Origin of the sequence: Mesorhizobium ciceri WSM4083 (genome assembly GCF_000519305.1) — a bacterium.
In the GTDB taxonomy this organism is placed as follows: Bacteria; Pseudomonadota; Alphaproteobacteria; order Rhizobiales; family Rhizobiaceae; genus Mesorhizobium; species Mesorhizobium ciceri_B.
In genome coordinates this window covers 509,089-521,009 of sequence record NZ_JAFG01000003.1, presented here as the reverse complement: position 1 = coordinate 521,009, position 11,921 = coordinate 509,089, and the positions used below count along the sequence as shown (strand labels likewise).

General features: G+C 66.2%; 10 protein-coding genes. 4 read left to right on the top strand and 6 right to left on the bottom strand.

All coding sequences use genetic code 11. The annotated features are described in order from the left end of the window. Positions 1-68 precede the first annotated feature (68 nt). From MESCI2_RS0102570 to MESCI2_RS0102560, 3 genes are all read left to right on the top strand, one after another. Complete coding sequence (locus tag MESCI2_RS0102570; protein WP_032900293.1) at positions 69-950, top strand: EamA family transporter; 882 nt, start codon at positions 69-71, stop codon at positions 948-950. Between the two features lie 207 nt (positions 951-1,157). Then, positions 1,158-2,117 (top strand): AraC family transcriptional regulator, encoded by a 960-nt coding sequence (locus tag MESCI2_RS0102565; RefSeq protein ID WP_027035180.1) that lies wholly within the window; start codon positions 1,158-1,160, stop codon positions 2,115-2,117. A gap of 221 nt (positions 2,118-2,338) precedes the next feature. Beyond that, positions 2,339-3,049: an outer membrane protein gene (locus tag MESCI2_RS0102560; protein WP_027035179.1), complete on the top strand. Its 711-nt coding sequence runs from the start codon at positions 2,339-2,341 to the stop codon at positions 3,047-3,049. A 159-nt stretch (positions 3,050-3,208) separates the two neighbouring features. On the opposite strand, the gene MESCI2_RS0102555 is transcribed toward MESCI2_RS0102560, so the two are convergent. The 6 genes from MESCI2_RS0102555 to MESCI2_RS0102530 all read right to left on the bottom strand — a co-directional run bounded on the left by MESCI2_RS0102555 (position 3,209) and on the right by MESCI2_RS0102530 (position 10,994). After that, entirely contained in the window at positions 3,209-5,506 is a 2,298-nt protein-coding gene (locus MESCI2_RS0102555; RefSeq protein ID WP_027035178.1) for a xanthine dehydrogenase family protein molybdopterin-binding subunit, read from the bottom strand. Next, the gene (locus MESCI2_RS0102550; RefSeq protein WP_027035177.1) at positions 5,503-6,486 is read right to left on the bottom strand and encodes an FAD binding domain-containing protein; all 984 of its coding nucleotides are present in this window, start codon (positions 6,484-6,486) and stop codon (positions 5,503-5,505) included. Before MESCI2_RS0102550 ends, MESCI2_RS0102555 begins: the two co-directional genes overlap by 4 nt. Next, entirely contained in the window at positions 6,483-6,962 is a 480-nt protein-coding gene (locus tag MESCI2_RS0102545; protein WP_027035176.1) for a (2Fe-2S)-binding protein, read from the bottom strand. Before MESCI2_RS0102545 ends, MESCI2_RS0102550 begins: the two co-directional genes overlap by 4 nt. 231 nt (positions 6,963-7,193) lie before the next feature. Beyond that, positions 7,194-9,452, bottom strand: coding sequence for a xanthine dehydrogenase family protein molybdopterin-binding subunit (locus tag MESCI2_RS0102540; RefSeq protein WP_027035175.1), 2,259 nt, complete (start codon positions 9,450-9,452; stop codon positions 7,194-7,196). After that, positions 9,442-10,500 (bottom strand): FAD binding domain-containing protein, encoded by a 1,059-nt coding sequence (locus MESCI2_RS0102535; RefSeq protein ID WP_027035174.1) that lies wholly within the window; start codon positions 10,498-10,500, stop codon positions 9,442-9,444. The genes MESCI2_RS0102540 and MESCI2_RS0102535 overlap by 11 nt, the downstream gene beginning before the upstream one ends. Next, on the bottom strand, positions 10,497-10,994 hold the full coding sequence (locus tag MESCI2_RS0102530; protein WP_023814339.1) for a (2Fe-2S)-binding protein: 498 nt from the start codon (positions 10,992-10,994) through the stop codon (positions 10,497-10,499). Before MESCI2_RS0102530 ends, MESCI2_RS0102535 begins: the two co-directional genes overlap by 4 nt. A 289-nt stretch (positions 10,995-11,283) precedes the next feature. Between MESCI2_RS0102530 and MESCI2_RS0102525 the strand changes: the two genes are divergently transcribed. Then, complete coding sequence (locus MESCI2_RS0102525) at positions 11,284-11,904, top strand: TetR/AcrR family transcriptional regulator (RefSeq protein WP_027035173.1); 621 nt, start codon at positions 11,284-11,286, stop codon at positions 11,902-11,904. The last annotated feature ends 17 nt before the right edge of the window (positions 11,905-11,921 follow it).

Genomic DNA, 11,921 nt, shown 5'->3' with positions numbered 1-11,921 from the left:
CGGCCGGTTCGCCCTATCTCCATGCCGCCGATCGGGTTTGGACCCGGCGATATGGAGGATGGGATCACGTGACATCGACGCCGATTGCCCGTCGCGAAGCCGCGCCCTTGCCGGTCGCAGCACTGATGGGCGCCATGGTGTCGATCCAGATCGGCGCCACCTTTGCCAAGGGCCTGTTCCCGCAGATCGGCGCGCAAGGCACGACGACGCTCAGGCTGGTCATCGGTGCGCTGATGCTGATCGCGGTGCTGCGGCCCTGGCAGATGCGGCCCTCGCGTGCCACCATGCCGTGGCTGGTCGCCTATGGGGTGACGCTCGCCGCGCTCAACCTCCTGTTCTACGCAGCGCTGGCCAGGATTCCGCTCGGCATCGCGGTGGCGCTGGAGTTTACCGGCCCGCTTCTGGTGGCGACCTTGAGTTCGCGGCGCGCCAGCGACTTTGCCTGGATCGCGCTGGCGGTGGCCGGCATCCTGCTGTTGTCGCCCTTCGTTCATTCACTCACGCCGCTCGATCCGATCGGGGTGATGCTGGCGCTGGCGGCCGGCGGCTTCTGGGCGCTCTACATCGTGCTCGCCCAGAAGGCGGGCGCGGAGCTTGGCACCCGCACCACCGCCTATGGCATGGCCATCGCCGCCGTGCTGGTGCTGCCCTTCGGCGTGGCGCAGGCGGGAACCGCGCTGCTGGCGCCATCGATCCTGGTCAGCGCCTTGCTCGTCGGCCTGTTCTCCAGCGCGTTGCCGTTTTTTCTGGAGATGGTGGCGCTGACCCGGATGCCGGCGCGCATCTACGGCACGCTGACCTGCCTGGAGCCGGGACTGGGCGCGCTGGCCGGCTTCCTGTTCCTGCATGAGAGCCTGACCGCCACGCAATTGGCCGGCATTGCAGCCGTTGTTGTCGCCGCCTTCGGCACGGCGCTGACATCACGGCCGCCGGTCCCATCGCCGGAGTAGGGTGGAGCGATTCTTCGGTACTGGGTATTTTCAGGTATTCCGGAATTCAGCCGGACAACCGACGGAATTTAAGCCAATCCTTGTCCAGGACGGCACTGAAATTGTCACCTGGCGCACAAGTATATCCGGCTCTGGACAGACCGTGATCTGGTCCAATACGGTGCGTGTCGAAATGAAGACGCGATTGTAGAAAAGGCCAGTCGTCCCTTGCAAAAGAACGTCTTCTCGTCGGCGGATTTGCCGCCGCATCTGGATCATCGCGCACGCTTCGCGCTCTGGCAGGACATCCACGTCGCCGAGATATGGTCGGTCGAATATACGATTTCCGAGAAGCTGTCGTTCGAAGCCGCGATCGAAGCGACGGCTGTCGGGTCGCTGGTGCTTGGCCAGATGGCCGGGACGATACGTCATGCCAGCCGCAAGGCCGGCAATATCGCCGCCGACGGTCGCGACGGCTATCTGCTGCTGGTCAACAATGGCGATACGGTGCTCAGCGGTACGCAGATTGGCCGCGATTATCACGTCGGCAAAGGCGAGGCCGCATTGGTCTCGGCTTCTGAAGCGTTGCAGATGACCGGCGGCGACAGCAATGTCTGGGCCAATGTGGTGCTCCCTCGTGCCGTGCTGGAAAATGCCTTCGCTCATATCGAGGATCGGCTGGCGTTGACCGTTGGAGCCGACAATGAGGCGCTCGGCATGCTCAAGCGCTATTGCAGCTTCCTGGAAGCAGGCCCGGCGCTGGTCTCGCCCGACCTCATTGGCCACGCCACCGAAACGATCGTCGACCTGATCGGCCTGGCGACCGGCGCCAAGGGCGAAGCGGCCGAACTGGCGGGCCTGCGCGGCCTGCGCGCGGCAAGGCTGCAGGCGATACTGCAGAAGATGCGGGATAATTTCGCCGATCCCGCCATTTCGGCGCAGGGCGTTGCCGGGCAATTGCGGCTCTCCGTTCGCTATGTCCATGACCTGCTGCAGGAAACCGGGGTGAGCTTTGCCGAGCGCATTCTCGAGCTGCGCTTGCAAAGGGCGCATCGCATGCTCCGCGACAGGCACAACGACCGCATGCGGATCAGCGAGATCGCGCTGCTCAGCGGCTTCTCCGACGTGTCCTATTTCAACCGCTGCTTCCGCCGCCGCTTCGGCTCGACACCGGGCAGTGCCAGGTAGTTTCGTCGCCGCCAACTCCGCCGGATACACGACACGGCAATCGACTGAGGCCGAATGGCCACACCAGCGGGGAAAGCGCTGCGATGCTTTCCCCGACAATTCGGGTGCGGCCCAGCCCAAGACGCAGCCGGCGGACAATGCAACACCGGATTTCTCGACAACAGCTGGATCTCCGCAGGTCATTTGTGCGGCGGGGAAGCAACATGGGGCAGCAGACAACAATGAAAACTCTTCTTCTCGCAACGGCCTTCATTCTCGCGCCGCTCGGTATGGCGTGTGCGGCTGATATCAATGAGGTTTCGCCTGTTGCATCCGGCTACGACTGGTCCGGACTCTATGCCGGCGTCGACATCGGCTACGCGGCCGGAAAATCCAATCTGTTCATCGCCGGCGGCGGACTGGGTGGGGCCACCGATCTCAATGTCTCCACCGATCCGAACGGATTTATCGGCGGTGTTCATATCGGCGCCAATTACCAGATGGAGAACAGCTTCGTGATCGGAGCCGAGGCCGACATTGTGTACAGCAATATAGATGGGCTGACGGCCCTCGACGCCGGCGGCGGCGGTGTCACCACCTTGCTCAAGAGCGAACTCAAATGGTCGGGGTCGGCGCGGCTGCGCGCCGGCTATGCTTTCGATCGGACCTTGCCCTACATCACTGCCGGCGTCGCCGCGGCCAAGTATGAACTGATTGCGGTCAGCGCCGGCGGCCCTGCCGCCGAAGTAACGCTCCACAGCGACAGCCATGTCGGCTGGACCGTTGGCGCCGGCATCGAGCACGCCTTCACCGACAAGTGGATCGCTCGAGCCGAATATCGCTACTCGGATTTCGGCAGCCAGGATCTCTCGGTGGCCGCCGGTCTGCCCACGGAAACGCATGTCGATCTGCAGACGCAGGATATCCGGGTCGGGCTCAGCTATAAGTTCTGATTGCTGGTGCTACAAATCTCCCTCGGGAGATGGCCGGCAGGCCAGGGGGCGGCGGGGCTCGGCCTGTTGCCGCAGACGGGGGTCGGCGCTCTATACGCGACGACCCCCTCTGTTGCCTTTGGCGACATCTCCCCTCGAGTGGGAGATCAGCCACCGCCCTCAGATTAGCTTCTCCAGTGTGATCGGCAAATCCCGCACGCGTTTTCCCGTCGCATGGAACACCGCGTTGGCAATCGCCGGGGCCACGCCGACGATCGCCAATTCGCCGACACCCTTGCCGCCGAGCACGGAGGAATGCAGGTCGGGGATGCCGACCGAGATCACCTCGATGTCCGGGATGTCGGCATTGGTCGGCACGAGGTAATCGGCGAGGTTGTTGTTGACGATGCGGCCATGGCGGCGGTCGACGATGCCCTCTTCGAGCAGCGCCTGGCCGATGCCCATGATGATGCCGCCCTTCCACTGGCTTTCGGCGAGCTTCGGGTTGTAGAGGCGGCCGGAATCCAGCGCCGACACCACGCGCGATACACGCACCGTGCCGAAATCCTCGTCGACGCGCACCTCGATGAAATGCGCGCACCAGGAGTGGCGGGAATAGTCGCCCTCGGTGTGCGGCAGCGCCATGGCGATGGTGGTGTAGTTCTTATAGCGCTCCTCTGGCGTCGAGTTTTCCGGCATGGTGTCGCCGGTGGCTTCGATGTGGTCGCGGCCGACGCTTTTGAGCAGTTCGGCGATCGAGACATCGGGGCCGTCGCCACGCGGCGAGGCTATGCGGCCATTGGCGACGACCAGCGTGTTGGCCTGCAGCGTGTGGAAAGGCGAGCGCGGATCGCTGATGGCGAGACCCACCAACTGGTCGAGCGCCGATGTCGCCGCCTTGTAGACGGCGCCAGTCATGACGCCGGCCAGCCGCGAGCCGCCGGTGACGCCGGCGCGGGGAAAGCGGGAGTCGCCGAGTTTCACCACCACGTCGTCAGCTGGCACGCCGAGCGTTTCGGCGGCGGTCTGCGCCAGGATGGTGTAGGTGCCCTGGCCCATGTCGATCGAGGAACTCTCGACCTCGACCGAGCCGTCCGCCAGGATGCGCACGATCGCTTCGCCATAGGCGCGCCGCACCGGATAGGTGCCGGCGGCGACGCCCCAGCCGATCAGCTGGTTGCCGTCGCGCATCGAGCGCGGTTCAGGCGAGCGCCTGGACCAGCCGAAGCGCTCCGCGCCCGCGGCAAAAGCCTCGCGCAACTGTCTGGTCGACCAGGCTTTCTTGGCATGCGGATCCTGCTCGGCATAGTTCCGGAGTCGAATTTCCAGCGGGTCGATGCCGACCTCGTAGGCGAGTTCGTCGATGGCGCTTTCGATGCCGAAGGCCGAAGGGTTTTCGCCCGGCGCGCGCATGGCGCCCGGGACCACGGAATTGACCCGCACGACATTCTGCTTCGAGGAGAAATTCGGCGTCGCATACATGATCGAGGTGACCGATCCCAGCGGCTCGACCCACATGCCGTCGATGGATGTCTCATTGACGCCGCGATGCACGATCGATTGGATGTTTCCTTGCGCATCGGCGCCGATCGTCACCGTCTGGCGCGTCGCGGCGCGGCCACCATAGCCGGTAAAGGTCTGCGGCCGCGTCATCACCAGGCGCACCGGCCGGCCGAGCATTTTGGCGGCACATGCGGCCACCGCGCCATGGCTCAGCGCCAGCGCCTTAGAGCCGAAGCCGCCGCCAATATAGGGCGAGACCAGCCGCACATTCTCGAACGGCACGTCGAACCATTCGGCATAGGTGCGGGCCATCCCGTCCAGCCACTGGCTCGGCTCCCATACGGTGAGCCGGTCGCCCTCCCAGCGGGCGATCAGGCCATGCGGCTCCATCGGCGCCTGGTATTCGCGCGGCGTGTTGTAGGCGGCGCAGATCCGGACCGGTGCCGACGCGAAGGCACCTTGCGCATCGCCCCATTCCTTGGTCATGGCGTCGATCGGGATGCCGTCGCCGGCCTTGCCGTCGCTGAGGTCGACGATGGAAGGCGTCTCGTCATAGCTGACCTTGACCAGGGCCGCCGCCGCGACCGCCTGTTCGAAGGTCTCGGCGACGACAGCGGCGACATGTTGACCCGAGAACGTGATGTCGCGCGCGAGCGGGCAATAGGGTTTGTCGGGCGGCGGCGTACCGAACCAGTCCGCTGCGGTTTTCAGGCTGATGATGGTGTCCGGCGTCAGCACCTGCAGCACGCCTGGCGCCGCCTTGGCCGCCTTGGTGTCGATCGCGCGCACCTTGCCGGATGCAATCGTGCTCTCGACCAGCACGGCGTAGGCGAGGCCTTCGAGCTGCTGCTCGACGGCGTATTTCGCCGCGCCGGTGATCTTGGCCGGGCCGTCGACGCGCGACAGCCGGCCGCCGACGGCTTCGGCAAAAGCGCCGTCGGACGCATCACCATGCCTGATGTTGTGAACGGTCATGCCGTCTCTCCCAATCTGAGGATGGCGCGGGCGACGACGCGCGGCGCCAGTTCGATCTTGTAGTGGTTGGCGCCATGGTCGACGGCGCCTTGGATAGCGAGCAGGCTCGCGGCGCGCACAGCGTCCGGCTCCAGCCCCTTGCCCTTCAGCGCGTCTTCCACGGCCCGCGCACGCCACGGCTTGGTCGCGACGCCGCCAAGCGCCACGCGCAAATCGCGGATCGTTCGGCCGTCGGCTTCGAATTCGATGCCGACCGCCGCACTGGCCGCGGCGAACTCATAGGACTGCCGGTCACGGATCTTGAGATAGGTCGAACGCCGGGCAGCGGCCGTGCCCGGAATCTCGATCGCGGTGATCATCTCGCCCGGTTCGATCGCATGTTCCTTGTCCGGCGTGGTGCCGGGCAGCAGGAAAAAGTCGTCGACCGGGATCTGGCGCTCGCCCAGATGCACGATCGCATCGAAGGCGACCAGCGCCACGGCGAGGTCGCCCGGATACATGGCGATGCAGGCGTCGCTGGTGCCAAGCACCGCGTGGCCCCTGGTGACGCCGCCCATGGCCGAACAGCCGCTGCCGGGCTCGCGCTTGTTGCAGGCAGGGAAATTCATGGGATCGCGGAAATAGGGGCAGCGCGTGCGCTGCATCAGATTGCCGCCGATGGTCGCCATGTTGCGGATCTGCGCGGAAGCCGCCTGCCACAGGGCTTCCGAGATGGCGGGGAAGCGGCTCTTGATGTCGGCATGGTCGGCGACATGGCCCATCCTGGCCAGCGCGCCGATGGTGGCGCCGCGTTCGTTCACGTCGATGCTGTTCAGCCCCGTAAGATGGGTGATGTCGACCAGCGAGTCTGGCTCGGCGACGCCGCATTTGGCGAGGTCGATCAGCGTGGTGCCGCCGGCGAGCAGCATGGCGCCGGGCAGGGCAGCCGCCTGGCGCGCGGCATCAAGCGAATTGGCGCGCAGATAGGAAAAATCCCTCATGACTGGACCTCCAATGCTGCCTGGCGAATGGCGGCGACGATGTGCGGATAGGCGCCGCAGCGGCAGAGATTGCCGGCCATGTATTCGCGGATCTCGTCGTCGGAGCCGGCATGGCCCTCGCGGATGCAAGCGACCGCCGACATGATCTGGCCGGGCGTGCAATAGCCGCACTGGAAGGCGTCCTGTTCGAGGAAGGCAGCCTGCACGGGATGCATTTCGCCCTCCCGTGCAAGCCCCTCTATGGTGGTGATGGTGCGGCCCTCGACTTGTGCGGCCAGCGTCAGGCAGGCCAGCACGCGCTCGCCGTCGACATGCACGGTGCAGGCGCCGCACTGGCCGTGGTCGCAGCCCTTCTTGGTTCCGGTCAGGCCGAGCCGGTCGCGCAAGGCATCGAGCAGCGTGACGCGCGGCTCGAGTTGCAGATCGTGATGACGGCCGTTGATATCGAGATGAACTGGGATCGTTGTTTTGGTCATGGGCGCCTGGCTCCAGTTGCTTGACGCGAAGTCGGTTGATCTCATGTTGGGCCGGCGGGGGACCTGGCGCCCGCTGTCCGGCCCTTCGCTGTCGCTTCGGACCCTTCGGGCGTTCGGCCCTTTAAAAAGGTCCACTGGACCTTTTGATCCGCCCGAAGGCGGACCGGGCCTTCACCGTTCGTCGGACGGGAGCCAAGCAATTGGCTTCCCGTCCGCCAGGTGGACCACTCCTCACCCCAGCAGATCCTCGATGCGGATCGGAAAGCGCCGGGGCCGCACGCCGGTCGCATGCCAGACCGCATTGGCGACGGCGCCAGCGGTACCAGTGATGCCGATTTCGCCGACGCCCTTGATGCCGAGTGCGTTGACGTGAGGGTCGTCTTCGTGGACCAGCAGCGCCTCGACCGACGGAACGTCGGCATTCACCGGGACGTGATATTCGGCGAGGTTGGCATTCTGGATCCGGCCAGAGCGCCGGTCGGTGATGGCTTCCTCATGCAGTGCGAACGAGACGCCCCAGATCATGCCGCCATAGTACTGGCTGCGCACCAGCCTGGGATTGATGACCCGCCCGGCGGCGAACGCGCCGACCAGCCTTGTGACGCGGATCTGGCCGAAATCCGGATCGACCTTCACCTCGGCGAACACGGCGCCGTGCGCGTGCTTGGCATAGTTTTCCTGGGATGCCGGGTCGGGAGCGCCCTTGCCATGGCCCTCGATCTCGGTGAGGCCCGCGCGTGTGAGGATTTCGGCATAGCTTTCACCGCGGCTTTCATCGTCGCGCCGATAGAGGCGACCGCCGCGCGCCAGCACGCCTTCATTTCCGGCGCCGTAGAGCGGTGATGCCTCGTCACCGGTGGCGAGATCGGCGAGCCTGGCGATGACGGCGGCGCCCGCATTGTGGATCGCCATGCCGGCCGTCGCCGTGTGGCCGGAGCCGCCGGCAATGCCTGCATTGGGCAGGTCGGAACTGCCGGCTCTGAAATCGACCTGGTCGATATCCAGTCCCAGTCCGTCGGCTGCGATCTGGGCGAAGGCGGTCCAGGCGCCTTGCCCCATGTCCTGCGCGCCGGTCTCCATCACGCCGCTGCCATCGGCTTTCAGCACCGCCCGCGCTTCGGCCTGGAACATGATCGCCGGGAAGGTCGCCGTGCCCATGCCCCAGCCGGTCAGGAAACCGTCGGCGTCGCGCATCAGCCGTGGCTGAAGCGGGCGGCTCGCCCAGCCGAACGTCTCGGCCGCTTGCCTGTAGCATTCGCGCAGTGCCTTGGAGGAAAACGGCTTGCCGGTCATCGGCTCGACCTCGGCATAGTTCCGCAGCCGGAATTCCAGCGGGTCCATGCCGCAGGCGTAGGCTGCCTCGTCAATAGCGCTCTCCAGCGCGATCGAGCCGGTCGCTTCGCCGGGTGCCCGCATGAACAGCGGCGTACCGGTATCGAGCCGCACCGCATCGTGCGAGGTGGCGATGGCCGGGCTGGCGTAGAGTGTGTGCGAGGCATCCGCCGCCGGTTCGAAGAAATCGTCGAACGTGCTGGACGTAGTCTTGGCGTGATGGTCGAGTGCCGTCAGCCGCCCTTCGCCATCCATGCCCATGCGCAGCGTCTGGCGCGTCGGCGCACGGTGGCCGACCGGCCCGTACATCTGCTCACGCCGCAGCACCAGCTTGACCGGACGGCCGACGAGACGCGCCGCCAGGATGCCGAGTATCTGCGGCCCGGAGATCATGCCTTTCGAACCGAAGCCGCCACCCAGGAACGGGCTGCGGATGTGGACGTTTTCCGGCGCGATGCCGAACAGGCCGGCGATGCGGCCCTGCGCCATGGCAAGGCCCTGGCTCGGCGTGTCGATCGACAGTGTGTCGCCATCCCAGGCGACGACGATCGCATGCGGCTCCATGGCGTTGTGGTACTGGGCCGGCGTCTCGTAGGTGGCTTCGATCCGCGTCTTTGCCGATTTGAGGCCGGCCTCGACATCGCCCTTGTGCTGCACGGCCGGACCGCCGACGCCGACACCACGCGGCACGAAGCTTTCAGCGCCGTCGAGGCCAACGCGCGCCGGCAGCACTTCATAGCGCGGCGACAGCAGTGCTGCCCCCTCGGTCGCCGCCTCCAGCGTCTCGGCGATCACCACGGCGATGCTCTGGTTGGGGTAGCGGACCTGGTCATTTTGCAGCAGGTCGAGCCGGAACATGAAGGGATGGTCCTTGGCGTCCGGATCGGCGGCGAGCGCCGGCCGGTTCTGCGGCGTCATCACCTCGACCACGCCCTTGTGCGCCTTGGCCGCCTCGACATCCAGCGATGCGACGCGGCCGCGTGCGATGCTGCTGACCGCCAGCACGGCATAGAGCATGCCGGGCGGATGGTTGTCGGCGGCGTAGCGCGCGGCTCCGGTGACTTTCAGAAAGCCGTCGCGGCGGGTCAGCGGCTGGCCTATGCTGGAGCCCTGCCGGGCATGGGCGGGTTGCTGGTTGAGGCTGAGTTCAAGCGTCATGGCGCGCTCCGGGAATGTTCGAGAACGGGGAGGCAGGAAGGGCTGGCAGACGCTCGGGCGTTCCCGAAAGCGCGGACATCAGCGCCCTGACCACGATGCGGCGGGCCAGCTCGATCTTGAAGGCATTGTCGCCGGAGGGGCTGGCATCGGCCAAGGCAGCGTCCGCGGCGCTGGCGAAGGTCGCCTCGCTGGCGTCCGCGCCAAGCAGGACGGCTTCCGCCGTTCGTGCCCGCCACGGCTTGGCCGCGACGCCGCCCAGCGCCAGCCTTGCGGCGCGGATCTTACCGCCGTCGACGACGAGCGCTGCCGCGGCCGATACGACGGCAAAGGCATAGGAGGTGCGTTCGCGGACTTTCAGGTAACGGGCATTGGCGGAGAAGGAGGCTGCCTCCGCCGGCAGGCGCACTGCCACGATCAGGTCGCCGGGCTCCAGCGCATTCTCCCGCTGCGGCGTTTCGCCGGGAAGCCGGTGGAATTCCTCCAGCGTCACATGGCGCCGGCCCTTCTTGCCTTCGATCTCGACCACGGCGTCGAGCGCCACCAGCGGCACGCAGAAATCCGACGGATGGGTGGCGATGCAGGCGTCGCTCCAGCCGAGCACGGCGTGCAGGCGGTTTTCTCCACCCAGCGCGTCGCAGCCGGCGCCAGGCTGGCGCCTGTTGCAGGCGCTGGCGGTGTCGTAGAAATAGCTGCAGCGCGTGCGCTGCAACAGATTGCCGCCGACTGTGGCGGCGTTGCGAAGCTGCGCCGAAGCGCCCGAGAGCAGCGCCTCGGCCACCGCCGGATAGGATTTCGCGAACGCTGGATCATGGGCAAGGTCGGCATTGCGCACCAGCGCGCCGATGCGCAGGCCACCACCGTCCAACCGTTCGATGCGGTTGAGCTCCGGCAACCGGGAGATGTCGACGATACGCTCGGGACTGGTGATGCCGCCTTTCATCAGGTCGAGCAGATTGGTGCCGCCGGCGAGATAGGCCGAGCCCGGCTCGGCTGCCGCGGCGATGGCGTCGGGAATGGTGGCGGGCCTGATGTAGTCGAAGTCTCTCATGCCGCGGTCCTCCGGTCGGCTTTGACAAGCTGTTGCTGGGCTTCCAGGACGGCCTCGACGATGCCGCCATAGGCCGCGCAGCGGCATATGTTGCCGCTCAGCCCCTCACGGATGCGTTCGGGATCGTCGCCGGCCTGGCCCTCGGCGATCAGGCCGAGCGTGCTCATGATCTGGCCGGGTGTGCAGAAGCCGCACTGGAAGCCGTCATGGGCGATGAAGGCGGCCTGCACCGGATGCAGCTCCTCGCCGTGGGCGACGCCTTCGATGGTCAAGACTTGGGCGCCGTCATGGCTGACCGCCAGCGCCAGGCATGAGTTGATGCGCTTGCCGTCGACCAGCACCGTGCAGGCGCCGCACTGGCCGCGGTCGCAGCCCTTCTTGGTGCCGGTGAGATCGAGCCGCTCGCGCAGCAGGTCGAGCAGGGTTACGCGCGGATCGACCTCCAGTTCGTGTTTATGTCCGTTGATGGTGAGGGTGATGGGAAGGCTGGTCATGGGCGTCTGGCTCCGTTGCTTGACGCGGATGGGATTGAACTGGTGCCTTGCCGCAGAAGGGCAAGGTAACTGTTCGGTCAGGTCTTGACGGCGAAAGCGGAGATGGCAGCGGATCTCCCGCGAGACAGGCGGGCAGGGGAGATGTCGGCTTGCGTGTTCGAAAGACGTGACATACCGGTTCCCCTGATTATATGATAAAGGTGCTCCACTAAAACGGAGGCGCCTCCGTTTATTACGTGGTGGCTGACCCGGCCGGGTTCAAGCCCCCTGACACGATGTGGAGAAAAAATTGGCCAGCGAGCCGTCCGCCATTGCTGAACAGAAGGCCGAGGCCGTAGACGCAAAGCCGCTGCGCGCCGATGCGCGGCGCAACCGCGACCGGCTGGTCGAGGTGGCGGTGTCCGTCTTTGCCGAGCGCGGCATCGATGGCTCGCTGGAGGAGATCGCGCGCCGCGCCGGCGTCGGCATCGGCACGCTCTACCGGCATTTCCCCACGCGCGAGCATCTGGTCGAGGTGGTCTATCGTCGTGAGGTGGAGGCGCTGTGCGCGGCCGCCGGCAAGCTTGCCCAAAAACATCCGTCCGATGTCGCGTTGGAACAGTGGATGCAGCGCTTCGTCGACTATATCGCCACCAAGCGCGGCCTGGCGACCAGCCTGCGCATTGTGCTCACCACCAATTCGACGCTGTTTTCCGACACGTTCGGCCGGGTGTCGCAAGCCTTGCGGCAGCTGGTCGAGGCGGCGGTGGCCGACGGCACCATCCGCGGCGACGTCGACGCTTCCGACGTGCTGCACGCCTTGGGCGGCATCTATTCAGCGCCCGACACCCCCGAATGGCGCGACCGCTCGCGCCGGCTGGTCAAGCTGTTGATGGACGGGTTGCGGTTCGGGGCTGCAAAGGCACAATGAGGCGACGAGATTCCGCC

What these genes read in the sequence shown, in the direction of transcription:
- MESCI2_RS0102535 (WP_027035174.1), bottom strand. Translation starts at nt 10,500, where the DNA reads ATGAGAGACTTCGACTACATCAGGCCCGCCACCATTCCCGACGCCATC.
- MESCI2_RS0102560 (WP_027035179.1), top strand. Translation starts at nt 2,339, where the DNA reads ATGAAAACTCTTCTTCTCGCAACGGCCTTCATTCTCGCGCCGCTCGGT.
- MESCI2_RS0102540 (WP_027035175.1), bottom strand. Translation starts at nt 9,452, where the DNA reads ATGACGCTTGAACTCAGCCTCAACCAGCAACCCGCCCATGCCCGGCAG.
- MESCI2_RS0102530 (WP_023814339.1), bottom strand. Translation starts at nt 10,994, where the DNA reads ATGACCAGCCTTCCCATCACCCTCACCATCAACGGACATAAACACGAA.
- MESCI2_RS0102550 (WP_027035177.1), bottom strand. Translation starts at nt 6,486, where the DNA reads ATGAGGGATTTTTCCTATCTGCGCGCCAATTCGCTTGATGCCGCGCGC.
- MESCI2_RS0102545 (WP_027035176.1), bottom strand. Translation starts at nt 6,962, where the DNA reads ATGACCAAAACAACGATCCCAGTTCATCTCGATATCAACGGCCGTCAT.
- MESCI2_RS0102555 (WP_027035178.1), bottom strand. Translation starts at nt 5,506, where the DNA reads ATGACCGTTCACAACATCAGGCATGGTGATGCGTCCGACGGCGCTTTT.